At 68.3% G+C, this 23840-nt stretch carries 20 protein-coding genes; 9 read left to right on the forward strand and 11 right to left on the reverse strand.

The window, feature by feature from the left end; translation table 11 throughout:
- Positions 1–2 precede the first annotated feature (2 nt).
- From P6F26_RS04080 to P6F26_RS04095, 4 genes are read right to left on the reverse strand one after another with little or no spacing between them, the layout of a single operon-like run.
- Entirely contained in the window at positions 3–1106 is a 1104-nt protein-coding gene (locus P6F26_RS04080) for an N-acetylglucosamine-6-phosphate deacetylase (protein WP_278027369.1), read from the reverse strand.
- Positions 1103–1945, reverse strand: a complete 843-nt coding sequence (locus tag P6F26_RS04085; RefSeq protein ID WP_278027370.1) for a glucosamine kinase nucleotide-binding domain-containing protein — start codon at positions 1943–1945, stop codon at positions 1103–1105. The genes P6F26_RS04080 and P6F26_RS04085 overlap by 4 nt, the downstream gene beginning before the upstream one ends.
- A gap of 2 nt (positions 1946–1947) precedes the next feature.
- A complete protein-coding gene (locus tag P6F26_RS04090; RefSeq protein WP_278027371.1) occupies positions 1948–3030 on the reverse strand; it encodes a Gfo/Idh/MocA family protein in 1083 nt (360 codons plus the stop codon).
- 41 nt (positions 3031–3071) lie between these two features.
- Entirely contained in the window at positions 3072–3791 is a 720-nt protein-coding gene (locus P6F26_RS04095; RefSeq protein ID WP_278027372.1) for a GntR family transcriptional regulator, read from the reverse strand.
- Positions 3792–3915: 124 nt separating this feature from the next.
- Between P6F26_RS04095 and P6F26_RS04100 the strand changes: the two genes are divergently transcribed.
- Complete coding sequence (locus P6F26_RS04100; protein ID WP_278027373.1) at positions 3916–5070, forward strand: LLM class flavin-dependent oxidoreductase; 1155 nt, start codon at positions 3916–3918, stop codon at positions 5068–5070.
- Positions 5070–5960 (forward strand): aldo/keto reductase, encoded by an 891-nt coding sequence (locus P6F26_RS04105; RefSeq protein ID WP_278027374.1) that lies wholly within the window; start codon positions 5070–5072, stop codon positions 5958–5960. Before P6F26_RS04100 ends, P6F26_RS04105 begins: the two co-directional genes overlap by 1 nt.
- A 9-nt stretch (positions 5961–5969) precedes the next feature.
- On the opposite strand, the gene P6F26_RS04110 is transcribed toward P6F26_RS04105, so the two are convergent.
- The 7 genes from P6F26_RS04110 to P6F26_RS04140 form a co-directional block, all read right to left on the reverse strand.
- The gene (locus P6F26_RS04110; protein WP_278027375.1) at positions 5970–7043 is read right to left on the reverse strand and encodes an ABC transporter ATP-binding protein; all 1074 of its coding nucleotides are present in this window, start codon (positions 7041–7043) and stop codon (positions 5970–5972) included.
- Between the two features lie 67 nt (positions 7044–7110).
- The gene (locus P6F26_RS04115; RefSeq protein ID WP_278027376.1) at positions 7111–8163 is read right to left on the reverse strand and encodes a carbohydrate ABC transporter permease; all 1053 of its coding nucleotides are present in this window, start codon (positions 8161–8163) and stop codon (positions 7111–7113) included.
- Positions 8164–8217: 54 nt separating this feature from the next.
- Entirely contained in the window at positions 8218–9186 is a 969-nt protein-coding gene (locus P6F26_RS04120; protein WP_278027377.1) for a carbohydrate ABC transporter permease, read from the reverse strand.
- 57 nt (positions 9187–9243) lie between these two features.
- Positions 9244–10512, reverse strand: a complete 1269-nt coding sequence (locus tag P6F26_RS04125) for an ABC transporter substrate-binding protein (protein WP_278027378.1) — start codon at positions 10510–10512, stop codon at positions 9244–9246.
- A gap of 153 nt (positions 10513–10665) precedes the next feature.
- A complete protein-coding gene (locus tag P6F26_RS04130) occupies positions 10666–11619 on the reverse strand; it encodes a glucokinase (protein WP_278027379.1) in 954 nt (317 codons plus the stop codon).
- Positions 11620–11646: 27 nt separating this feature from the next.
- Positions 11647–12969 carry a GH1 family beta-glucosidase gene (locus P6F26_RS04135; RefSeq protein ID WP_278027380.1) on the reverse strand — a complete coding sequence of 441 codons (1323 nt, stop codon included), beginning with the start codon at positions 12967–12969 and terminating at the stop codon, positions 11647–11649.
- A 13-nt stretch (positions 12970–12982) separates the two neighbouring features.
- Entirely contained in the window at positions 12983–14020 is a 1038-nt protein-coding gene (locus tag P6F26_RS04140) for a substrate-binding domain-containing protein (protein ID WP_278027381.1), read from the reverse strand.
- Between the two features lie 275 nt (positions 14021–14295).
- Here P6F26_RS04140 and P6F26_RS04145 point away from each other — a divergent pair, with 275 nt between their 5' ends.
- From P6F26_RS04145 to eda, 7 genes are all read left to right on the forward strand, one after another.
- Positions 14296–15651 (forward strand): ABC transporter substrate-binding protein, encoded by a 1356-nt coding sequence (locus P6F26_RS04145; RefSeq protein ID WP_278027382.1) that lies wholly within the window; start codon positions 14296–14298, stop codon positions 15649–15651.
- A gap of 115 nt (positions 15652–15766) precedes the next feature.
- Complete coding sequence (locus P6F26_RS04150) at positions 15767–16768, forward strand: carbohydrate ABC transporter permease (protein ID WP_278027383.1); 1002 nt, start codon at positions 15767–15769, stop codon at positions 16766–16768.
- 42 nt (positions 16769–16810) lie between these two features.
- Complete coding sequence (locus P6F26_RS04155; protein WP_278027384.1) at positions 16811–17989, forward strand: carbohydrate ABC transporter permease; 1179 nt, start codon at positions 16811–16813, stop codon at positions 17987–17989.
- Between the two features lie 33 nt (positions 17990–18022).
- Complete coding sequence (locus tag P6F26_RS04160) at positions 18023–19681, forward strand: alpha-glucosidase family protein (RefSeq protein ID WP_278027385.1); 1659 nt, start codon at positions 18023–18025, stop codon at positions 19679–19681.
- A 40-nt stretch (positions 19682–19721) separates the two neighbouring features.
- Positions 19722–20855 (forward strand): ABC transporter ATP-binding protein, encoded by a 1134-nt coding sequence (locus P6F26_RS04165; RefSeq protein ID WP_278027386.1) that lies wholly within the window; start codon positions 19722–19724, stop codon positions 20853–20855.
- Positions 20856–20958: 103 nt separating this feature from the next.
- On the forward strand, positions 20959–22764 hold the full coding sequence (gene edd / locus P6F26_RS04170) for a phosphogluconate dehydratase (RefSeq protein WP_278027413.1): 1806 nt from the start codon (positions 20959–20961) through the stop codon (positions 22762–22764).
- A 165-nt stretch (positions 22765–22929) separates the two neighbouring features.
- Positions 22930–23571 carry a bifunctional 4-hydroxy-2-oxoglutarate aldolase/2-dehydro-3-deoxy-phosphogluconate aldolase gene (eda, locus tag P6F26_RS04175; RefSeq protein WP_278027387.1) on the forward strand — a complete coding sequence of 214 codons (642 nt, stop codon included), beginning with the start codon at positions 22930–22932 and terminating at the stop codon, positions 23569–23571.
- The last annotated feature ends 269 nt before the right edge of the window (positions 23572–23840 follow it).

A 23840-nucleotide genomic window follows, 5' to 3' on the forward strand; every position in this document is an offset into this window, starting at 1 on the left:
GGTCAGGGGCTGGCGTGCAGGACGTGCCATGCCTTGCCGTCGAACCCCTCGACATGATCGCCCTCGATATGGATCAGGCGCGCGGGCGTGCCTTGGGCGAGGCGGTTGGCCCGGCCGGTCAGCAGGCGATGGGGGCGCTCGAAGCCCATCGGCATGACCTCGGCCAGCGGACGGCCCGTCAGGCGCGCGATATGGCCGAGACCCTGCACCAGGCTGATGTCGGCGCCGGCGAGCGTTCCGTCCTCGAGCGTCAGCCTGCCGTCGCGGCGCAGCACCTCCCGTCCCGACAGGACGAAGCCCGTGCGCTCGGTGCCGGCGACGGCCATCGCGTCCGAGACGGGGATCGCGGCATGGCCGCGGGCGGCCAGCGCGACCTTCAGCGCGGCGTCCGCGACGTGGTGGCCGTCGGCGATGAGGCCGAAAGCCTCGGCGCGGGTCAGCGCCGCGCCGACGAGGCCGGGCGCGCGGTGGTGAAGTCCCGACATGGCGTTGTAGAGGTGGGTCGCCATCCGTGCCCCGGCGTCGAAGGCCGCCTCGGCCGCCTCGCAGGTGCAGGCGGTGTGGCCGAGCGCGACGAGGATGCCCGCGCGCGCAAGCTCGGCGATCAGGTCGGGTGTCGCGCGCTCGGGAGCGAGGGTGATCATCAGGGTGCCCAGCCGGGCCTTCGCGTCGATGTAGCGGGCGACGTCCTCGGACGTGAGGTCGCGCAGGCGCTCCGGGTCGTGCGCGCCGGGAACGGCGATGTGCGGCCCCTCGAGGTGAAGTCCCAGGATGCCCGCGTCCGCCCTGCGCGCGGTCTCGACGAGGTGGATCACCTTCTCCGTGGCCTGGGGCGTGTCGGAAACGAGCGTCGGAAGGATCGCCGCGGTCCCGAGACGGCGATGCGCCGAGAGGATCTCGAGCACGTCGCCCGGCGCCTCGCAGTCGCCCAGCATCCAGCCGCCGCCGCCGTTCACCTGGAGGTCGATCGGGGCCGGGCAGACGACCGGCGCACCCTTCCTGGCGACCGACGGCGCGATGTCGGCGATGCGCCCCTCGGCGATGCGAAGGTCGACGCCGCGCCGCCAGCCATCGCCGTCGAGGATGTCCACCGCAGACAGTTTCATGGCAGCCCCCGCGCGAGGTGAAGCGCCCCGTCGAGCGGGCGGCCCGCCGCGGCACGAAGGTCGCGGCGAAGGGGCGCGGGCAGATGCGGCGCGAGCATGTCGCCGAGCCCGCCGGTGATCACGAGGGGCGTGCCCGCGACATGGCCGACGTCGCCGAGGCCTTCCTCGAGCGACGCAAGCGCCTCGGCGACGAGGCGTTTCCCGAGGGGGGTTCCGGCATGGGTCAGGACGAGCCGCGCGAGCTGCGCGAAGTCGCCGGGCGCTGCGTCACGGGCGAAAAGCACCGGATGGGGCGGGGCGGCCGCGATCAGCGCCTCGGCCAGCGGATCGCGCGGCAGGCGCCCGTCGGCGACCCGCAGGCTCAGCGACAGGGCGCGGCGGCCGAGCCAGGCGGCCGAGCCCTCGTCCCCGAGATGGAAGCCCCAGCCGCCGATGTGGCGCATGTCCGCGCCGGACTTCCGGATGAAGAAGGATCCGGTGCCGAGGCTGGCGAGCGTGCCGTCCGTGCCCTGCAGCGCCCCCGCGAGCGCCGTCACGCTGTCGTCGACGACCCACGCGAGAAACGGCAGGCGCGTGGCGAAGGCGTCCGCGACGCCCGGCAGCCGCCCGCCCGCGAGACCAGCGCAGACGCGCGCGCGGCGCATGTCGTCGAGGCCGAGGCGGTGGGCGGTCAGCGCCTCGGTCAGCGCGTGGCGGATCGACGCCTCGGCAGACGCGGGGTCGGTGACGATGTTGGCGGGCCCACCGGTCGTCTCGTGCGTCGGGCCGCCGTCCACCGACACCGCGACCCGGCAGCCGGTGCCACCGCCGTCGATGCCGATGTCGATCCGTCCGGCCATGCTCAAAGGGTGACGGCCTGGCCCGAGACGGCCGATTCCTGCGCGGCGAGGCCGACCCGCACCGCCATCGCGCCGTCCTCCAGCGTCACCTCGGGCCGCTTGCCCGTGCGGACCGTGTCGAGGAACCGGCGATGCTGGTAATAGGTCGCGCCATTGTGGTCGCCGGCCTCCAGCAGCTGCGGATCGACGGGGATGTCCACGCGCCGGGGGCCGGTAGGATGGCGCGGGCTGACGATGAGGTGCGGCACCGGCTGCGGCCCGAGATCGAAGTTCCAGAAACGCGTCGGACCTGGCACGAAGGCCTGGATCTTGCCGTCCGGGCCGACCGCCGAAAGTTCTTCCTGGTAGTCGGAGCCTTCGGCGAACATGCACAACTCCAGCATCGCCCGCGCGCCGCGCGCGAAGTCGACGATGACGTAGCCGTGGTCCCAGATGTCGGGAACCTCGCCGTCTTGACGCTCGTCCAGGTGGTTCACCGCCTGGCCCGCGCTTGCCATCACGCGCACCGGTTCGTCCCGCAGGATCAGTCGCATGAGGTCGAAGAAGTGGCAGCATTTCTCGACCATCGTGCCGCCGGTCTTCCGGTTGAAGCGGTTCCAGCCGCCGACCTTGTGCAGGAAGGGAAAACGGTGCTCGCGGATCGTCAGCATCCTGATCCCGCCCGTCGCCTCCTCGGCCATCTCGCGGAAGCGGGCGATGGGGGGCATGTAGCGGTATTCCATCGCCACCCAGATCGGCGCGGGGTAATCGCGCGCGAGGCGCTGCATCGTGGCCTCGTCCTCTCGGCGCGTGAACAGGGGCTTTTCCACCAGGACGGGCACGGGCCGCGCGCTGGCCACGTCGTGCAGATGCGTGACGTGAAGGTGGTTGGGCGAGGCGATCACCAGCGCGTCCACGTCGTTGCGCGACACCAGCGCGGCAAGATCCGCGCAGGACGAGGCCTCGGGCACAAGGGCCTGCGTCCGCGCCGCCATCTCCGCGTCCGGTTCCACGAAGGCCGAGACCTTCGCCTGCGCCAGAAGTGCGATGTTGCGGATGTGCTCCTGGCCCATCATGCCGCATCCGACGATGCCGTATCGCGTCATGTCCTTCGCATCCTCCCATGCGGTCGCGCGCGTGCCATCCCTCATGGCACCGACGCGAAATAGCGTGCGCGCCCGGTGTCGAACCATGTCCGCGACGTCTCGGCCAGGCGCCTGTTTTGATCGAAGCTCTGCCGTTCGACAAGTCCCGTCACGTGTCCCGGCGGCAGGTGGAACGCCTCGGGCGTCCAGTCGGGCAGGGCCCCCGAACCCACACGGTCCTCGGCGCGGGCGATTGTCAGGTCGAGGCGCTCGGCGTAGCTCTTGTAGAGCGATTCCGACAATTGATCGGCGCGAAGCGCGCCGAAGCGTCCGTCGAGCCAGATTTCCTCGAGCGCCACATCGACGCCGTCGAGCGCGCGCAGCCTCCTGATGCGCCAGGCATGGGACGCGTCGCTGCCGAGAGTGCGCCCGGCGGGCTTGGGCAGATGATCGAGGCCGATCAGCCGCGCGGTCGGCAGGCCGCCGCCGTCGGGCACCGCCTCGAGCCGGAAGAAAGCGTAGGTGCCGACGTTCCGCCCTCCCTCGCGCACGTAGTTGCCCGAGCCCTGACGACGCTCGATCAGGCCGCGGTCGGCGACCACGGCGAGCGCCTTTCTCAGCGTCATGACCGACACGCCATGCGCATCTGCCATCCGCCGCTCGGGCGGCAGCCTGTCCCCCGGCGAAAGCCGCCCAGCTCCGATCTCGATCGTCAGGCGCTCGGCGATGCGCAGGTAGGCGGGCAGGGCGCCGGGATGCGGCTTTGGCAGCGTCGCGGACATCTGCGGGTGCGGTCCTTCGGGGCTACTCCGGCGTGCGGCGTAGCAGATTGTTATACTATTGATCTACCCGTTTTCCGGCGCTACGCAAAGGGGCCTGTCGCAATGGGAAGGGAGGCCCGCGCGCATGACCGTCGTCCCCGTCACGTCGCCCGATCTCGATGCCGCCGAGGTGTCGTGGTTCGCCGCGCTCTGCTCCGACGATTACCGCTATCTCGGGGTGCCCGAGGGTGACCTTCGCTCGTCCTGGGCGCATTGCTCGGACATTCTGCAGGAGGCCGAGGCGCAGGGTTTCCGCAACATCCTGTGCCCGTCCTCCTACCAGGTCGGGCAGGACACGCTGTCCTTCGTCGCGGCCGGAAGCCAGGTGACGGAGCGGATCAACATGCTTGCCGCCGTGCGCTGCGGCGAGATGCAGCCGATCATGCTCGCGCGCACGATCGCGACGCTCGACCACATGCTGGAGGGGCGGCTGACGGTGAACATCATCTCCTCGGACTTTCCCGGCGAGAAGGCCGAAAGCGGCTACCGCTACCGCCGATCGCGCGAGGTCGTCGAGATCCTGAAGCAGGCCTGGACCCGCGACGAGATCAATTACGAGGGCGAAGTCTATGACTTCAAGGGACTGACGACCGATCCGGTCAGGCCATACCAGACCGGCGGCCCGCTGCTTTATTTCGGGGGCTACTCGCCCGATGCACTCGAGCTGTGCGGACAGCATTGCGACGTCTACCTGATGTGGCCCGAACCGAAGGACCAGATCGCCGAGCGCATGAAGGCCGTCCACCAGGTCGCTGAAAAGGATGACAGAACGCTCGATTACGGGCTGCGCGTCCATGTCATCGTGCGCGACACGGAGGCGGAGGCGCGCGAGTATGCCGAGTATCTCGTCTCGAGGCTCGACGACGAGCTGGGGACGCTGATCCGGGAACGCGCGCTCGATTCAGGATCGCTGGGCGTCAGCCATCAGGCTCGGGCGCGCGAGCTGGCCGACCAGTTCGGCTACGTCGAGCCGCACCTTTGGACCGGCATCGGGCGCGCGCGCTCGGGCTGCGGCGCGGCCATTGTCGGCTCGGCCGACCAGGTCCTGTCCGAGATCGAGGATTACAAAAAGATGGGCATCCGCGCCTTCATCTTCTCGGGCTATCCGCACCTTGAGGAATGCCGTCATTTCGGCCGCCTCGTCATTCCCGAGCTCAAGACATGCTCGCTGCCGCACGAATACGGAAGGGTGCCGGCCGCAATGCCGGCGACGCCTCTGGGACAAGGAGAGAGACGTTGATGAACCGCGTGAAGATGGCCGAGCTGACCCTGTCCCGCATCGTCTACGGGATGTGGCGGCTGGGCGACGACAAGGACACGTCCCCGGCCCATGTCAGGGCCAAGGTCGAGGCCTGCCTCGAGCAGGGCATCACCACGATGGACCAGGCCGACATCTACGGCGACTACGGCGCCGAGGCGCTTCTGGGCGCGGCCTTCCGCGAAAGCCCCGGCCTGCGCGACCGCGTGGAGCTGGTCAGCAAGTTCGACATCGTGGCGCCCGTGGGCCGCAGCGCGGGCAGGCGGCTGAAGCATTACGACACGACCGCCGCCTACATGACCGAGGCGGTCGAAACCTCGCTGCGCGACATGGGCACGGACCGGATCGACCTGTTCCTCGTGCATCGGCCCGACCCCCTCATGGACCACGAGGAGACGGGCCGCGCGCTCGATGCGCTCGTCGCGTCCGGCAAGGTGCGCGCGGTCGGCGTCTCGAACTTCCGCCCGTGGGACTGGAAGCTCCTGCAATCGGCGATGGGCACGCCGCTCGTCACCAACCAGATCGAGATCTCGGCGATGCGGCTCGAGGCCTTCACCAATGGCGACCTGTCGTTCCATCAGCGCCACGGACATCCGGTCATGGCGTGGTCGCCGCTCGGCGGGGGGAGGCTCTTTGGCGAGGAGGGCGCGGGCCTGCGCGCGGTCCTGACGCGGATCGGGCAGGCGCAGGGCGTGGGGCCGGCCGACGTCGCGGTGGCGTTCCTGCTGCGCCACCCCGCCTGCATCCTGCCGGTCATGGGCACCAATTCGCTGGAGCGCATCCGGGGGCTGTCGGCGGCGATGAACGTCGAGCTCGACCGCGAGGACTGGTTCGAGATCTACTCCGCCTCGCTCGGCCACGAGGTGCCCTGAGGCGGTCCTTCACATTCGCAGCGTGCGGCCGCTGTCCGTGTCGAAAAGGTGGATGGCGTCCGAATTCGCGGTCAGCGCGACACGCTCGCCCGGCCGCACGCGGGTCTGGCCAGGATTGTGCACGGTCACCGGCGTGCCGTCGCCGAACGCGCCATAGAGGTAGCTGTCCGAGCCAAGCTGCTCGACCGAGCGGATCTCGGCGTGGAGCGCGCCGCCATCGCCGGGGTGCAGGTCGTTGGGGCGCAGGCCCAGCGTCACCTGCTGCCCCGCCCGCTGCGCGAAGCCGCGTTCGGGCAGCGTGACCGTGTCGCCCGTCGCAAGCAGCAGGTGCGTGCGGTCCTCGCCCACGGTGCCGTTCAGGAAGTTCATTCGCGGACTTCCGATGAACCCCGCCACGAAGAGGTTCTCGGGCGCGTTGAAAAGGTCGAGCGGGCGTCCGAACTGCTCGAGTTCGCCCAGCCGCAGGACCGCGATCTTGTCGGCCATCGTCATCGCCTCGACCTGGTCGTGGGTGACGTAGATCATCGTGTTGCCCAGACGCTTGTGCAGCGCCGATATCTCGCCGCGCATGTCCACGCGCAGCTCGGCGTCGAGGTTCGACAGCGGCTCGTCGAACAGGAAGACCTGCGGCTCGCGGACCACGGCGCGTCCGATGGCGACGCGCTGGCGCTGCCCGCCCGACAGGTCCTTGGGCCTCCGGTCCAGAAGCGGGTCGATCTGGAGCATCTTGGCGACCTGCTCGACCTTCCTCGCGATCTCGGCCTTCGGCGTGTTGATGTTCTCCAGCCCGAAGGAAAGGTTCTGGCGCACCGTCATGTGCGGGTAGAGTGCGTAGGACTGGAAGACCATCGCAAGGCCCCGGTCGGCGGCGGGCACGCGGTTCACCACGTCGCCGCCGATCGCCACCTCGCCGCCGGTGATCCCCTCGAGGCCCGCGATCATCCGCAGGAGCGTGGACTTGCCACAGCCCGAAGGCCCCACGAAGACGCAGAATTCGCCATGCTCGACGGTCAGGTCGACGCCCTTGATGACCTCCACCGCGCCGTAGGACTTGCGCACGCCGCGCAGCTCGAGCCTTGCCATCACGTTTCCCCCGTTCTTCTTGCCCTGGCGCTTCGCGGCATCTGCCGGGCGCCCGTTGTCGCGGCCGTCATTTCCCGCCGGTCGATGCGATGCCGGTGGCGATGTATTTCTGCAGGAACATGAACACGCAGGCGATCGGCAGGAGCGTCAGCACCGTCATCGCCAGCAGCGAGGACCAGTCGGTCAGAAGCTCGCCCTGGAACGAGTTCAGCGCCAGTTGCAGCGTGAAGTTCTCGGACTGCGTCAGCACGATCAGCGGCCACAGGAAATCGTTCCAGCGCCACATGATGGCGAGGATGGCGAGCACCGCGATGGCGGGCGCCGACAACGGCAGGACGATGCGCCAGTAGATCTTCCACTCGCTCGCCTTGTCCATCCGGGCGGCGTCGAGGATCTCGTCGGGGATGGTCAGCATGTATTGCCTGAGCAGGAAGACGCCCGTGGGCGTCGCCGCGCCGGGAATGATGACGCCCCAGAGCGAGTTGAACATGCCCAGCTCGGTCACGATCAGGAAAAGCGGCACCAGCACCACCGTCTGCGGGATCATCAGCGTCGAGATCACCAGAAGAAGGACGGTCGTGCGCCCGCGAAACTCGTATTTCGACAGCGCGAAGGCGGCCATGGAGTTCACCAGAAGCATGATCGCCGTCGACATCAGGGTGATGAAGGTCGAGTTCCAGAAATAGCGCAGGAAGGTGAAGCGCTCGAACAGCTCGGTGTAGTTCTCGGTGGCGAGGCGCACGCGCTGCACCGGCTCGCGCTGGTCGATGGTGGCGCGCAGCCGCTTGCCGGGATTGGCGGGGTCCACCATCTGCGCCTGAAGGCCCACGCGCCGCACCTGCGCGAGGACCATGCCCTCGTATTCGCCGCCGGTCATGAGGAAGAGGGGCAGGGGTTCGTCGTAGCCCTCAACCACCATGGTCTGCTGCTGGTAGGGCAGGAAGGTGGGTGGATAGCGCTGCAGGTCGGCCTCGGTCTTGAACGAGGACATCACAAGCCACACCACCGGCCCGAACATCAGCACGATGCCGAAGCCGAGGTAGGCGTAGGAGGCCCAGTCCGTCCAGTGCAGCCGGTCGCGGCCGCGGGTGCGGGCGAGGAAGGCGAAGCCGCGGCTCATGGTGCGGCCCTCGAGGGAAGGGGCTTGCGGCCGGGCCCGCCCGGTCGCCTGCGATCAGCCATCGACGTTCCTCCGGTTCACCCAAAGCTGCACGAGGGTCAGGATCACGAGGACGAGCGCCACCAGGAGCGAGGCCGCGGCCGCCAGCCCGAATAGCCTCGGCGCGCCGGCGAAGCCTTCCTCGTAGATGTACTGGATGATGAAGGTCGTGGCGGTGCCCGGGCCGCCGCCGGTGAAGGCATATATCTCGTCGAAGGTCTGCACGCCCTTGATGAGCGCAAGCACCAGCACGACCAGCATCGTGGGCGCCAGAAGCGGCAGTGTGATCCGGGTCAGGCTGCGCCAGGGCGAGGCGCGGTCCATGATCGCCGCCTCGTAGACGTCGCGCGGGATGGCCTGAAGCCCGGCAAGAAGGATCAGCGTGTAAAAGCCCATATGCGCCCAGACCGAGATGAATACCGACCACGCGAAAGCCCATTGCGCATCGACCAGCCAGTTGAAGCCGCCCGCGCCGGTCCAGTCGAGAAAGGCGTTCAGGACGCCTTCGCGCTGAAGGATCCACTTCCAGATCAGCGCCACGACGACGGGCGACAGAAGGACGGGAAAGAAGAACACGGCGCGGAAGAAACCGCGCGCGCGGATGTCGCGGTTCAGGATCAGCGCCGTCAGGAGCGCGAAGCCCACCATGAAGCCCACCTGCAGCGTGACGAACCACAGCGTGTTCCACACCGCGCGCCAGAACTTGTCCTCGCGGCAGGAATTGGGGTCGAGGAAACTGCCGCAATCCGTGAGCGTGGCGAAGTTGCGCAGCCCCACGTCGGGGCGGTCCGCCAGAAGCACGTTGTCCCCGCCCGTCGTCGCGTAAGAGACGTTCAGGATCACGGGGAGGAAGGCGAAAAGCGCGAAAAGGATCAGGTTCGGCGCGAGGAACACCCATGCGAGCCGGTTCATGCCGAGGAGGCGCTGAAGCGCCAGCATCGGGATCTCGACGATCCGCATGACGGAGGAGATGAACGAGAGCATGAGCGCGCGCCGCGGCGTCCGGCCCCCGCGCATGCCGGGGGCCGGGGCCATTTCAGGTCATTGCGACATCGCCGAGGCGAGGTCGTCGGCCATGCGAGCCACGGCCTCCTCGACGGTCAGCTCGCCCACGATGGCCTGGCTGACGCGCTCCACCGTGATCCCGAACATCGCGCGGTTGCCCGCGAAGCCCTGGTAGCGGAAGGCCGCCGGCGCGACGTCTGGCAGGTCCGAGGCGAAGGCCGACAACGCGCGCGATGCGGCGGGCGATGCGTCCTGGAACTCCACGCCGGCCTCTGCCACGCCGAGATGCGCGGGCAGGTTGCGCGTCCGCGCCGTGACCTCGGCATAGACGTCCTCCTGCGCAAGGAAGTCGATCACGCTTGCCACGATCTCAGGGTGTTCGGTCTGCTCGAAGCCCACGATGCCGGCGCCGCCGGGCATTCCCGAACACGCGCCTGCCGGGCCGCAGGGCGAGCCCACGACCTGCCAGTCGAAGAAGTCGCCCACCTGCTCGTCCATGCGGCCGACCTGCCATGAGCCGGAATAGTAGAACACCAGCTCGCCGTTGATGAATTCCTGCGCCGCGTCCTGGTAGGTGGCGCCGCCCTGGCCGGCCCATACGTCGCGCGCGATGGTCCCGTCGTTGTGCCAGTCCACGAACTGCTGCACGAAGGCCGTGAAGCCCTCGTCCGACAGCGTCGGCTCGCCGTCGGGGCCGAACAGCGCCGCGCCGTAGGAGATCGCGGGGCCCGCGACCCTGTGGCCCGAGCGGTCGATCGCCATCGCGAAGGGTGTTCCGGTGGCCTCGGCCACGGCGCGCGAGGCCTCGGCCCAGTCCGCCCACGTGGCGTCGGGGCCGGGCATCTCCATTCCCGCCTGCTCGAAGAGCGTCGCGTTCACGAAGGCTCCGGTGATGGTCAGCTGCGAATGCATCCCGTAGATGCCGTCGTCCTCGGGGCCCGCGCGATACCAGTCGAGCGTGCCGCCGAAGCTGTCCTCCCAGTAGCCGCGATCCACGTAGGGGGCGAGGTCGAGGTAATATTCGTTCAGGCCGCCGAGATCGGTGACCTTGGCCATGTCCGGCCCTGTGCCGGCGGCAAGCTGCACGGGAAGGTTCTCGAGGATCGCCTGGTAGGGCACCACGTCCACGATCACGTCCACGCCGGGGTTCTGCTCCTCGAAACGGGCGAGCACGTCGTCGTAGACCTCGCACTCGTTGCCGTCGGAATAGCACATGAAGCGGATTTCCTGCGCCGCGGCGGCGCCTGCCATGAGCGCGAGGCCCGTGGCGGCCGCGGTGGACGCGGCAAGTGTCTTGTGCAGCACGGTCTTTCCTCCCTGATTGACCATGTTCGTAGCTTGGCTGCGCCCGCTGTTGCGGCACGCGGCACGACGACCATGGCGCGGAAGGGGCGGCGGGGCAACCGCCGAGTGCAGGGCGCGTGGCGGGGCTGCCCCTGCGTCAACCGCCGGCCCGCTTCAGAGCCGCGACAGGTGCGAGGCGCATCCCGTAAGCGCGGCGTAGTCGTCGGTGACGACCTGAACGCCGAAGCCTTCCATGAACTCCGAGAAACGGCCCTTGCCGCGGAAGGCCTCGGCAAATCCGAATTCCGCAAGCCACGGCTGGAAGGCGCGGGTCACGCCGCCGATCAGGTAGATCCCGCCGAAGGGCAGGTGGCCGAGCGCGAGGTCGCCGATGACCGCGCCCATGACGTTCACGAAAAGCCGCCCCGTCTCGAGCGCGGCGGGGTCGCGCGCGTCCATGCCGGCAAGCACGTCCGCCGCAGCAAGCGTGGTGCCGTGAAGGGCTGCGTGCAGCGTGCTGACACCGCGCCCCGACAGGACTTCCTCGACGGGCGGAAAGCCGTGGCTGTCGGTGATCTTCGACAGGACCGGACGAAGGTCGGGGACGGATCCCGGCAGCGAGACGTGGCCCGCCTCCGAGGGCGGCACGAAGCGTCCGGCCTCGGTGTCGAAGACCGGGCAGGCGTTGAAGCCCGTGCCGATGCCCACCACAAGCTTGGCCGCCAGCGGCGAGTGCGGCGGCTGTGGCAGCACCTCGACGAGGTTGTCATCCGCGATGTGGCCGATCGCGTGGCCCTGCGCCTGCAGGTCGTTCAGGACCGCCGAGGTCGTGGCGGTCAGCGCCTCGGCAAGCACCTCGCGGTCGATGCGCCAGTCGAGGTTGGTCAGCTGCGCCACCCCGTCGCGCACCGGCCCCGCCGCCGCGACGCAGACGCCGTCGATCATGGCCTCGCCGATCCCGCGCTGCGCGAGGTAGGTCGTGATCACCGAGGCGATGCCGGAATGCTCGGCGTTGCGGAACCGTGTCACGCTCGCGGCGTCCACCACCGGCCCGCGCGCCAGCGCGACGCGGGTATTCGTGCCGCCGATATCGGCGACGAGCGACAGGCCGGGCTTGGTCGTGGTCATCTTGGCGTCTCGTTCGTGCTTGACGGGTCAGGGGGCGTCCGGGCGCCACCACCGGGCGAGCGCCTCATAGGACGCTTTCGGCGTCCTTGCCAAGCTTTCGAAGTCGACATGGACCAGACCGAAGCGTTTCTCGTAGCCGAGCGACCACTCGTAATTGTCCATCAGCGACCACACGAAGTAGCCCGCGACCGGCGCGCCTTCCGCGATCGCCTGCCGGACGGCGGCCAGATGCGCGTCGATGTAGTCGATCCGCGCCGTGTCAGGCCGGTAGGGCAGGTCTGGGTTGGCCATGCCGTTCTCGGTGACGTAGATCGGCAGGTCGCCGCTGTACTCGCGCGCGGTGCGCAGCAGGAAATCGCGCAGGCCGTCGGGGTAGATCTCCCAGCCCATCTGCGTCAGCGGCAGGACGGGCTCGGCCCCCTCGTAGGCGGGCCATGCCCCGTCGGTGGCGCGAACGAGCTTGCGGGTGTAGTAGTTGACGCCGATCCAGTCGAGCGGCCGGGTGATCACGGCGAAGTCGTCCTGCCAGCCCTCAGGCAGGTGCGGCTCCAGCCCCTCGAGGACCTCGGCGGGATATTCGCCCCGGAACAGCCCGCCTAGGAAGAAGCGGTTGTAGATGGCGTCGTAGCGGGTGGCTGCGGCAAGGTCGGCGGGGCTGTCGGTGGCGGGTTCGGACCACTCGAAATTGCAGACCGCGCCGAGGTTGCCCATGCCGAGGCCGCGCATCACCTCGATCGCGGCCCCGTGCGACTTCAGGATGTGGTGCATGGCGCGCGCGGTCGCGCGGATGTCGCGCATCCCCGGCGCCTGCAGGCCGTCGAAATGCGACAGCCAGCCGACGCACCACGGCTCGTTGATGGGCGCGGCCGACCAGACGCGGTCGCCGATGCGGCTCATCACGGTATGGGTGAAATCGGCGAACCAGTTCGGCATGTCGGCGTTGCGCCAGCCGCCCTTGTCGGCCAGCGCCTGCGGAAGTTCCCAGTGGTAGAGCGTGGCGGCCGGCCTTATGCCGCGCGCCAGCATCCCGTCCACCAGCCTGTCGTAGAAGTCGAGGCCTTCCGCGTTGGGCGCGCCGGTGCCTTCGGGCAGGACCCGCGCCCACGAGGTCGAGAAGCGGTAGACGTCCGCCCCGAGGGCCGCGACAAGGTCGAGATCCTCTTCCCAGCGGTGGTAGTGGTCGCAGGCGAGCTCGCCGTTCTCGGCGCGCACGACGTTGCCGGGGGTGGCGGCGTAGCTGTCCCAATGCGTCTTGCCCGCGCCGCCGAAGGCGTGGCCCTCGATCTGGTAGGCGGAGGTCGCGACCCCGAAGAGGAAGTCGTCGGGGAAATCGGCGCGGCTGGCCTTCATCTCTGGTGTCCTTTCAGTCGGCGGGTGCGGGGCCGGTCGACCGCCCCAGGTTGAGCTCGGTCTCCCAGAGCTCCTGCACGGGGGGCTGGCCCGGTTCGCGGATGAGACCGATCAGGATCTCGGCGCAGCGCCGCCCGGCATCCCGAATCGAGGACCGCGTCGAGGTGAAGGGCGGGCCCTCGGGGGTCGTGGTGGCATCGTTGCCGATGTAGGACAAGACGTCGTCGTGGCAGATGACCGAGATGTCCCGGCCCAGCCAAAGGCCCCGCTCGCTCGCCGCGCGGCGCACGCCGATGGCCGAGATGATCGACGAGACGAGGAAGGCCGTCGGAGGATCCTGCCCGTCGAGCATCGCGGCGGCGGCGGAAAAGCCGAAATGCTCGGTCATGACGCCTTCGCAAAGATGGCGCGGATCGGGCGTGAGGCCGCGCGCGGCCATCGCGTCGCCGAACCCCCTGCGCCTGCGCGCGGCGAAGTCGTATTCCTCCTGGCCGTTGATCAGCGCGATGCGCCTGTGGCCGAGGTCGAGAAGGAACTCGGTCGCGCGGCGGAAGGCGCGGACGTTGGCGATGTCGAGCCACGAGTAGTCGTCGAACCTGCCGGTGCGTCCATGCACGAGAAAGGGCATCCCGAGCTCGGCCATCAGGGCGATGCGCGCGTCCTCGACGCGCGGCGATTGCAGCATGACGCCGTCCACGGACCCGTTCGCAGCCATCTGGCGGTAGGCGCGCTCGACCTCGCCATTGGGAACGATGGACAACAGCAGGTCGTAGCCTTCGCGGGCATAGACCTCGCCCGCGCCTGCGAGGAAGTCAGCGAAGATGGGATTGACCAGCTCCTCCCGGCCGCTCAGCGGCAGAACGTGGCCGATGGTCATCGCGCGCCCCGTCGCCAGCCGCCGCGCCCGCGAGTTCGGGGCGTAGTTGGCGGCGCTCGCTGCGGCGAGAACCCGCGCACGGGTCTCCTCCCGGACTTCGGGATACCCGTTCAGCGCGCGGCTGACGGTTGTCTGAGACAGGCCGAGAGAGTCGGCCAGCTGCCTGAGATTCATCGCGAAATCCGCCTCAAAGCGCTTTCAATCATTGGTGAGGCTAATCATCTGGCGGCCCGGTTGTCAAAGTTTCCGCAGCGCCACATTTTTCTGCACCTGCAAAATAAACCAATAAAATTCAGGGACCTTCCGTTGGTGGATTGACTTATCGGCGGTCATCCGAAAGGGTGCCCGTAACCCAAAGCGCTTTGGGCAATGCTACGGCGTGCCCGCACCGCGATTGGGGTAGATACCAGCCGGAAGCTACCGGCATCATGTCTGGGAGGATATTTTCGATGAAGACGCGTTTCTTCACCAGCGCCGCCGCGCTCGCGCTCATGGCGGGCGCCGCGCAGGCGCAGGATCTCGCCTTTCCCGTCGGAGAAGGCGACTTCAACTGGCAGAGCTACACCGATTACGCCGAGGCCGCGCCGGACCTCAGCGGCGAGACCGTGACGATCGCGGGCCCGTGGCTGTCGCCCGAAGCCGACCGGTTCGACAACCTCCTCGCCTACTTCGAGGAGGCGACGGGCGCCGAGGCGACCTACACCGGGTCCGACAGCTTCGAACAGCAGATCGTCATCGACGCGGAGGCCGGATCCGCGCCCAACATCGCCGTCTTCCCGCAGCCCGGCCTTGCGTCGGTCATGGCGGGCAGCGGCCTTCTGAGCCCGCTCGGCGAGGACATGGCTGACTGGGTTCGCGAGAACTACGCAGCGGGCGAGTCGTGGGTCGATCTCGGCACCTACGAGAACGAGAACGGCGAGGACCAGTTCTACGGCTTCTTCTTCAACGTGAACGTGAAGTCGCTGGTCTGGTATGTCCCCGAGAATTTCGAGGATGCGGGCTACGAGGTTCCGGAGACCATGGAAGAGCTGATCGCCCTGAGCGAGCAGATGGTCGAGGACGGCGAGACGCCGTGGTGCATCGGGCTCGGCTCGGGGGCTGCGACCGGGTGGCCCGCGACCGACTGGGTCGAGGACATCCTGCTGCGCACCCAGGAACCCTCGGTCTATGACCAGTGGGTCACGAACGAGATCCCGTTCGACGACGAGCGCATCGTCAACGCCATCGAGACCTTCGGCATGTTCGCCCGGAACGACGACTGGGTGCAGGGCGGCGCGGGCGCGGTCGCGACGACCGACTTCCGCGACAGCCCCACGGGTCTCTTCGCCTCGCCGCCGGGCTGCTACATGCACCGCCAGGCGTCGTTCATCCCGGCCTTCTTCCCGGAAGGCACCGAAGTGGGCGTCGACGCCGACTTCTTCTACTTCCCCTCGTTCGAGGGCGAGGATCTGGGCAACCCGGTGCTTGGCGGCGGCACGCTGATGGCGGTCACCGATCCCTCCGACGCGACCATGGCCTTCATGGAGTTCCTGAAGACCCCGATCGCGCATGAGATCATGATGGCGCAGGGCGGCTTCCTGACCCCGCATTCCGGCGTGAACCTCGACACCTACGCAAGCAACGTCGAGGCCGGGCAGGGCCAGATCCTGCTCGACGCGACGACCTTCCGGTTCGATGGGTCCGACCTCATGCCGGGCGCGATCGGTGCGGGCACCTTCTGGACCGGCATGGTCGACTTCGCCGGCGGCGCGGACGCAAGCGAGGTCGCGGCCTCGATCCAGCAGAGCTGGGACGCGCTGGACTGATCCCACGGCCTGACCTCGGATGCGGCCGCCTGCGTGCCGGCCGCATCCGCTTCGCCCCGCCCGCAGCAACGCATCGCCACGGCCGGGGTCACTGCATCTCAAGGGGAGGGGACACATGAATCCTGCATTGCAAGGATTGATCACGATCATCGTGGGTGTCGGCGGCTGTGTCGCGTATTTCTACTTCTCGAACCAGTTTCTCGACCGGGTCCTGTACCCGCCAAAAGGGCCGAACGCCGGGCGGAACATCAATCGCGCCAACGCGATCCGGCCCTGGCTGTTCATGTTCCCGGCGATCTTCGCCCTCGGCCTCTACCTCGCCTATCCCGTCTTCGAGACGCTGCGGCTGTCGCTGACGGACCGCAGTTCGGGCGGCGCCTTCGTGGGGCTGGCCAACTACGCCCAGATGGTCGGCGAGGACAAGTTCTGGGAGGCGGTGCGCAACAACTTCCTGTGGCTTCTGATCGTGCCGGCCGCCTCGACCGCCTTCGGGCTGCTGGCCGCGCAGCTGACCGACCGCATCTCGTGGGGCAGCCTCGCCAAGTCGCTCATCTTCATGCCGATGGCGATCTCCTTCGTTGGCGCCGCCGTGATCTTCAAGCTGATCTACGACGCCCGTCCCGATGACGTGGCCCAGATCGGCGTCCTGAACGCGATCTACCTCCAGCTCGGCGGCGAAAGCCCGGTGACATGGCTCACCGTGCCGTTCTGGAACAACTTCTTCCTGATGATCGTGCTGATCTGGATCCAGACGGGCTTTGCCATGGTGATCCTGTCCGCGGCGCTTCGCGGCATCCCCGAGGAAACCGTCGAGGCCGCCATCGTGGACGGCGCCAATCCGTTCCAGATCTTCTTCAAGATCAAGATGCCGCAGATCGCCGGGACCATCGTCGTCGTCTGGACGACGATCACCATCGTGGTGCTCAAGATCTTCGACATCGTCTTCGCCATGACCAACGGCCAGTGGCAGACGCAGGTTCTGGCCAACTACATGTACGACAAGCTTTTCCGGGCCAACGATTGGGGCATCGGCTCGGCCAGCGCGATGGTCATCATGCTGATGGTGACGCCGATCCTGGTGTGGAACGTCTACAACGTCCGGAAGGAGATGCGCTGATGCCTGTCGATCGTCGCGCCGCACCCAAGGGGGGTCACGCACATGGATAACATCGCGGGCAAGAAATCCTCGCTGACCTGGGCCGTTCACATCTCGGTCGCGGCCCTCGTGCTTCTCTGGATCTTCCCCACGCTCGGGCTTCTGGTGTCGTCCTTCCGCACGACCGACCAGATCCGGACCTCGGGCTGGTGGGCGGCGATGTTCCCCGCGGTGCAGAACGAGACCCTGCGCACCGCCGATCCCGACGACGCGAGGCTCGACCTCGGCGAGGGACGCTTCATGGTCGAGGGCAACCTCTTCGTGGTCGACGGGCAGGTCGATACCCCCGACATGGTCGAGGCCGACATCTCGGCCTGGGGGACCTCGTCACGCGACATCGGCGCCTACGTTCCGGGCGAGACCGCCGACATGGGCGACGGCGAGACGATGACCGTCCAGGCCAATGGCGACTACGTCTGGGAGGGCGACGACGAACAGCTTTCGGGCAGGGGCCAGCGCGTCTTCGTGACCGCCGAAAGCCCGCCGGAATTCACCTTGGGCAACTACCGGAACGTCCTGTTCGACCCAGGCAACCGCGAGGGGATGACGCAGGCCTTCTTCAACACGCTGACCGTGACGATCCCGGCCACGATCATCCCCATCCTGATCGCGGCCTTCGCGGCCTACGCGCTTGCGTGGATGGAATTTCCCGGCCGTGCTCTTCTGGTGGCCGCCGTCGTCGCGCTTCTGGTGGTGCCGTTGCAGCTGGCGCTGATCCCGCTCCTGTCGCTCCACAACTCCATCGGCATCGGCAAGGGCTACCTCGGCGTATGGCTGGCGCATACGGGCTTCGGACTGCCGCTCGCGATCTACCTGTTGCGCAACTACATGGTCGGCTTGCCGCGCGACATCATTGAGAGCGCGAAGGTGGACGGCGCCACGGACTTCCAGATCTTCACGCGCATCATCCTGCCGCTCAGCTTCCCGGCGCTGGCCTCGTTCGCGATCTTCCAGTTCCTGTGGACGTGGAACGACCTGCTGGTGGCGATGGTGTTCCTGATCGACGCCTCGGGCGAGACCACCGTGATGACGCGCCAGATCGTCGAGCTGATGGGAACGAGGGGCGGCGACTGGGAGATCCTCGCGACCTCCGCCTTCGTCTCGATCGCGGTGCCGCTGCTGGTCTTCTTCACGATGCAGAGATACCTCGTCCGGGGGCTTCTCGCGGGCTCCGTGAAGTAACGCGAACAACGACAAGAAGACGAAGAAACGCAAATGAACCTGATGCAGGACATGGCGCGCGAACAGATCGTCGCGCCGGACAAGGACTGGTGGCGGGGGGCGGTGATCTACCAGATCTACCCCCGCAGCTTCCAGGACTCCAACCATGACGGCGTGGGCGACCTCGCCGGCATCATCCACCGCCTGCACCACGTCGCCGAGCTGGGGGTGGACGCGATCTGGATCAGTCCGTTCTTCCGCTCGCCGATGCTGGATTTCGGATACGACGTCAGCGACTACCGCGACGTGGACCCGATGTTCGGCACGCTCGGCGATTTCGACGCGCTGATCCACCGCGCGCACCAGCTGGGGCTGAAGGTGCTGATCGACCTCGTGCTCAGCCACACCTCGAACCAGCATTCGTGGTTCCAGGAAAGCGTCACCAGCCGCGACAACCCCAAGTCCGACTGGTACGTCTGGGCCGACGCCAAGCCCGACGGCAGCCCGCCCAACAACTGGCTGTCGATCTTCGGCGGCTCGGCGTGGGAATGGTCGGGCGACAGGATGCAGTATTTCCTGCACAACTTCCTGAAGGAGCAGCCCGATCTCAACCTGCACAATCCCGAGGTCCAGGAAGAGCTTCTGGGCATCGTGCGCTACTGGCTGGATCGCGGCGTCGACGGCTTCCGCCTCGACACGATCAATTTCTACTTCCACGACAAGGAACTGCGCGACAATCCCGCGCTGGAGCCCGAGCGGCGCAACGCCACGATCGCGCCCGAGGTGAACCCCTACAACTGGCAGAACCACCTCTACGACAAGAACCAGCCCGAGAACCTCGACTTCCTGCGCCGGCTGCGCGCGGTCCTCGACGAGTATCCCGCCGCGACCTCGGTGGGCGAGGTCGGCGACGCGCAATACGGGATGCAGATCCAGGCCGAGTATACCGGCGGCGGCGACAAGGTGCACATGGCCTACTCGTTCGAGTTCCTCTCGAGCGTTCCGCCCACGCCCGAGCGGGTGGGGCAGGTGATCGACGACTACGAGCGCGAGATCGGCGACGGCTGGGCCTGCTGGGCCTTCTCCAACCACGACGTCGTGCGCCATGCGAGCCGCTGGAACCTCGGCGAGGACGCGCGCCGCCTCTATGCCGGCCTTCTTCTGTCGCTGCGCGGCTCGGTCTGCCTCTATCAGGGCGAAGAGCTGGGCCTGACCGAGGCCTACGTCGCCTACGAGGACCTGCAGGACCCCTACGGCATCCGCTTCTGGCCGAACTACAAGGGGCGCGACGGCTGCCGCACGCCGCTTCCGTGGATCTCGGACAACCAGAACGGCGGCTTTTCCGACGCCAAGCCGTGGCTGCCTGTGGCGGTCGAGCACTTGCACCGCGCCGTCGCGAGGCAGGAGGGGAAGGACGATTCGACCCTCGCCTTCTACCGGGCAATGATCGGCTTCCGCAAAAGCTACCCCGCGCTCGTGAAGGGCGGCCTGACGCTTCTGCACGCGCGCGACGGCGCGGTGTCATTCATCCGCGAACACGAGGGCCAGCGACTGTTCTGCGCCTTCAACCTGACCAACACGGCGCTTCCCGTGTCCTTCCCGCCCGGAACGTGGCGGCAGGACATGGGCGCGCCATTCACCGCGACTGAGCGCGATCGCGAGATCACGCTGCCGCCTTACCAAGCCTATTTCGGAGCACAGGAAGCGGCCTGAGGGGGCCGGTGCGCGGGATCAACCGGGAGGAGACGGGGACATGGCCAATCTTAAACTGACCGACGTCGAGAAGACCTACGGCGGCACCGTGACGGTGCTGAGCGACATCGACCTCGAGATCGAGAAGGGCGAGTTGATCGTCTTCGTCGGGCCCTCGGGCTGCGGCAAGTCCACGCTTCTGCGGATGATCGCGGGGCTGGAGAAGATCACCGGCGGCGAGCTGCAGATCGACGGGATGGTCGTGAACGACGTGCCGCCGTCCCAGCGCGGCATCGCGATGGTGTTCCAGTCCTACGCCCTCTACCCGCACATGACGGTCTACGACAACATGGCCTTCGCCCTGAAGATCGCCGGCGACAGCAAGGACGTCATCGACAAGAAGGTGCGCGCAGCCGCCGACAAGCTGCAGCTGACGAACTTCCTCGACCGTCTGCCCAAGGCCCTGTCGGGCGGTCAGCGCCAGCGCGTCGCCATCGGCCGCTCAATCGTGCGCGACCCCAAGGTCTATCTCTTCGACGAGCCGCTCTCGAACCTCGACGCGGCGCTGCGGGTGGCCACCCGCATCGAGATCGCGCAGCTGAAGGAGCAGATGCCCGACTCCACGATGATCTATGTCACCCACGACCAGGTCGAGGCGATGACGCTGGCCACGCGCATCGTCGTGCTCGCAGGCGGCGGCATCGCTCAGGTGGGCTCCCCACTCGAGCTCTACCAGAAGCCCAATTCGACTTTCGTGGCGCAGTTCATCGGCTCTCCGGCCATGAACCTCCTGCCCGGGCGCATCGTCGGCACCGGCGAGACCACGACGCTGGCGCTCGACGAAGGCGGCGGCACGATCACCTCGCACTACCCCTCCACGCCCGAGGACGAGGGCGCCGTCGTTCAGGTCGGCATCCGCCCCGAGGACATGATCGAGACCGACGCCGCCGACTTCGCCTACCACGCCAGGGTCGAGATCGTGGAAGCCCTGGGCGAGGTCACGCTGCTCTACTTCCAGTCGACCTCGTCCGAACATCCGCCCGTGATCGCGAAGCTGCACGGCATCCACAAGGACCTGCGCGGCAACGACGTCCGCCTGACCGCGGATCCGCAGAACGTCCATGTCTTCAAGGACGGCATCTCGCTGCTCTACCGCGACCAGAAGGTGTTCCTGCCCGGGGTCCAGCCGCACTGAGACAGGGTGGCATGCGCGTCCCGATCGCCCGGGGCGCGATTCGGGGTGGAACCGTTAGCGCTAACTTCGTATGTCTGACCAAAGGCAGACGAAGGGGATCATGATGCCACTCGACGACCGGATCGCCAGCGTCACCGCGCGGATCGAGCAAAGATCCCGCGAGACGCGCGCAACCTATCTCGACCGGATGCGCCGCCTCGGCGAGGAGGGGCCGCGCCGCGCGCATCTCAGTTGCGGCAACCAGGCCCACGCCTATGCCGCGATGGGTGCGGACAAGGACGCCCTCGTCGGCGACCGAGCGCCCAACCTTGGCGTCGTCACCGCCTACAACGACATGCTGAGCGCGCATCAGCCGTTCAAGGACTACCCCGACCGCATCAAGGACGCCGCGCGCCGTGCCGGCGCCACGGCGCAGGTGGCGGGCGGCGTGCCCGCGATGTGCGACGGCGTCACGCAGGGCCAGACGGGGATGGAACTCAGCCTCTTCTCGCGCGACGTGATCGCCCTGGCCGCCGGCGTCGCGCTTTCGCACAACACCTTCGACGCGGCGCTCTATCTCGGCGTCTGCGACAAGATCGTGCCGGGCCTCGTCATCGCCGCGGCGACCTTCGGCTACATTCCCGGCATCTTCGTCCCCGCAGGCCCCATGACAAGCGGACTGCCCAACGACGAGAAATCGAAGGTCCGCCAGCAATTCGCCTCGGGCGAAATCGGCCGCGCCAAGCTGATGGAAGCCGAGATGGCCTCCTACCACGGGCCGGGCACCTGCACCTTCTACGGCACCGCGAATTCCAACCAGATGCTGATGGAGTTCATGGGGCTGCACCTGCCCGGCGCCTCCTTCGTGAACCCCGGCACGCCGCTCCGCGACGCGCTGACCGACGCCGCAGCCGAGCGCGCGGCCGCGATCACAGCGCTTGGCAACGACTACCGGCCGGTCTGCGACATCCTCGACGAGAAGGCCTTCGTGAACGGCATGGTCGGCCTGATGGCCACGGGCGGCTCGACCAACCTCGTGATCCACCTCGTGGCCATGGCGCGGGCCGCGGGCGTGGTGCTCGACCCGGCCGATTTCGCCGACATCTCGGCGGCGACGCCGCTCATGGCGCGGGTCTATCCCAACGGCCTCGCCGACGTGAACCATTTCCACGCCGCGGGCGGCCTCGGCTACATGATCGGCGAGCTTCTCGACGCGGGCCTCCTGCATCCCGACACCGAGACGGTGGCGGGCAGGGGCCTCGCACTCTACACGCGCGAGCCCCGGCTCGACGGCGGCGCGCTCGCCTGGGCGGAGGGTGCGAAGACCACCCTCAACGACAGGATCCTGCGGCCCGCCTCCGATCCGTTCCAGCCCACCGGCGGCCTCGTCGAGCTTGAGGGCAACCTCGGGCGCGGGGTGATGAAGGTGTCGGCCGTCGACGCCGAGCGCCACGTGATCGAGGCGCCCGCCGCCGTCTTCGAGGACCAGGGCGCGGTGAAGGAGGCCTTCCGCGCCGGAAGGCTCGACCGCGACGTCGTCGTCGTCGTGCGCTTCCAGGGCCCGAAGGCCAACGGAATGCCCGAGCTTCACGCGCTCACCCCCATCCTCGCCGTCCTGCAGGATCGCGGCCACAAGGTCGCGCTCGTGACGGACGGGCGCATGTCGGGCGCTTCGGGCAAGGTGCCCTCAGCGATACACGTCGCGCCCGAGGCGCTCGACGGCGGGCTCATCGGCAAGCTCGCGGACGGCGACGTCGTGCGCGTCGACGCCGTCGCGGGGCGGATCGAGGTCCTGACCGACGGCGTGGCCGACCGGCAGGCCGCGGTGCCCGACCTTTCCGCGAACGCGTGGGGCGTGGGCCGCGAGCTCTTCGAGGTCTTTCGCAACCGCGCGGGGCCCGCGACCATGGGCGCGGGCGTCGTCGTGTGACCCCGTCATGATCGCGCGCGCGCCCGTCCCCTGCTTCATCTTTCTCCAAGTACGCCCGCCGAAGGCGTCGGCGGCGCCGAGGTCCCACCGGGGCCGAGGCGGCGCGGCCCGGATCGGCGCCGCAGGCGTCGAGACCTTTTCCACCAGCCACGAAGACGAACCCCGATGACCCCAGCCGACCAGAGCCGCATCACCCGAGACATCGCCCACCTCGCGCCGATCGTCCCCGTCCTCGTCGTGGAGGACCCCGCCCATGCCGTGCCTCTGGCCACCGCGCTCGTGGCGGGAGGGCTTCCCGCGCTCGAGGTCACGCTGCGCACGCCCGCCGCGCTCGACGCGATCGCGGCGATGGCCGAGGTGCCGGGCGGCGTCGTCGGCGCGGGCACGCTGCTGACGGCGGCCGACGTGCGGGCCGCGAAGGCGGCGGGCGCGAAGTTCGGCGTCTCGCCGGGCGCGACGGACGAGCTGATCGCGGCCTGCATCGCCGAAGACCTGCCGCTTCTTCCGGGCGCGGCCACCGCGTCGGAGGCGATGGCGCTCCTGGCGCGCGGCTACGACATGCTGAAGTTCTTCCCCGCCGAAGCCGCCGGCGGCGTGGCCTATCTCAAGTCCCTCGCCGGGCCGCTCCCGCAGATCGGCTTCTGTCCCACGGGCGGCGTCTCGGCCGCGAACGCGGCCTCCTATCTCGCCGCGCCGAACGTGATCTGCGCGGGCGGCTCGTGGATCGCCCCGAAGGATCGCGTGGCCGCGGGCGACTGGGCGGCCATCGAGGCGCTCGCGCGCGAGGCGGCCGGCCTTCGCGGCTGACGCCAGACGCCAGACGCCAGACGCCGGACGCCCCCGCGTCCCGCTCCGCTTCCCACGCAATCACCGCTGACCGCGCGGCGTCGCCCGCTCCTGCGCGGAACCGCGGGCGGGCCGCAGGCGTTTTGCCTCGACTGCCAGGGGCCAATTGCCGCTGACGCCGGGTTCTCAAGGGGGCCTTCCGTCGCGGAAACGGCCGCGCAGGCCGGGCTTCGCCGACGCGCGGGGCCGCATCCGGCGGGCTGCCGCTCAACACGCAGGCGTGAGTGGCG

Source organism: Roseicyclus salinarum (assembly GCF_029624655.1).
Classification (GTDB): domain Bacteria; phylum Pseudomonadota; class Alphaproteobacteria; order Rhodobacterales; family Rhodobacteraceae; genus Roseibacterium; species Roseibacterium salinarum.

Coding starts and splice junctions, on each gene's coding strand:
- P6F26_RS04080 (WP_278027369.1), bottom strand. CDS start 1,106: ATGAAACTGTCTGCGGTGGACATCCTCGACGGCGATGGCTGGCGGCGC.
- P6F26_RS04085 (WP_278027370.1), bottom strand. CDS start 1,945: ATGGCCGGACGGATCGACATCGGCATCGACGGCGGTGGCACCGGCTGC.
- P6F26_RS04090 (WP_278027371.1), bottom strand. CDS start 3,030: ATGACGCGATACGGCATCGTCGGATGCGGCATGATGGGCCAGGAGCAC.
- P6F26_RS04095 (WP_278027372.1), bottom strand. CDS start 3,791: ATGTCCGCGACGCTGCCAAAGCCGCATCCCGGCGCCCTGCCCGCCTAC.
- P6F26_RS04100 (WP_278027373.1), top strand. CDS start 3,916: ATGACCGTCGTCCCCGTCACGTCGCCCGATCTCGATGCCGCCGAGGTG.
- P6F26_RS04105 (WP_278027374.1), top strand. CDS start 5,070: ATGAACCGCGTGAAGATGGCCGAGCTGACCCTGTCCCGCATCGTCTAC.
- P6F26_RS04110 (WP_278027375.1), bottom strand. CDS start 7,043: ATGGCAAGGCTCGAGCTGCGCGGCGTGCGCAAGTCCTACGGCGCGGTG.
- P6F26_RS04115 (WP_278027376.1), bottom strand. CDS start 8,163: ATGAGCCGCGGCTTCGCCTTCCTCGCCCGCACCCGCGGCCGCGACCGG.
- P6F26_RS04120 (WP_278027377.1), bottom strand. CDS start 9,186: ATGCTCTCGTTCATCTCCTCCGTCATGCGGATCGTCGAGATCCCGATG.
- P6F26_RS04130 (WP_278027379.1), bottom strand. CDS start 11,619: ATGACCACGACCAAGCCCGGCCTGTCGCTCGTCGCCGATATCGGCGGC.
- P6F26_RS04135 (WP_278027380.1), bottom strand. CDS start 12,969: ATGAAGGCCAGCCGCGCCGATTTCCCCGACGACTTCCTCTTCGGGGTC.
- P6F26_RS04140 (WP_278027381.1), bottom strand. CDS start 14,020: ATGAATCTCAGGCAGCTGGCCGACTCTCTCGGCCTGTCTCAGACAACC.
- P6F26_RS04145 (WP_278027382.1), top strand. CDS start 14,296: ATGAAGACGCGTTTCTTCACCAGCGCCGCCGCGCTCGCGCTCATGGCG.
- P6F26_RS04150 (WP_278027383.1), top strand. CDS start 15,767: ATGAATCCTGCATTGCAAGGATTGATCACGATCATCGTGGGTGTCGGC.
- P6F26_RS04155 (WP_278027384.1), top strand. CDS start 16,811: ATGGATAACATCGCGGGCAAGAAATCCTCGCTGACCTGGGCCGTTCAC.
- P6F26_RS04160 (WP_278027385.1), top strand. CDS start 18,023: ATGAACCTGATGCAGGACATGGCGCGCGAACAGATCGTCGCGCCGGAC.
- P6F26_RS04165 (WP_278027386.1), top strand. CDS start 19,722: ATGGCCAATCTTAAACTGACCGACGTCGAGAAGACCTACGGCGGCACC.
- edd (WP_278027413.1), top strand. CDS start 20,959: ATGCCACTCGACGACCGGATCGCCAGCGTCACCGCGCGGATCGAGCAA.
- eda (WP_278027387.1), top strand. CDS start 22,930: ATGACCCCAGCCGACCAGAGCCGCATCACCCGAGACATCGCCCACCTC.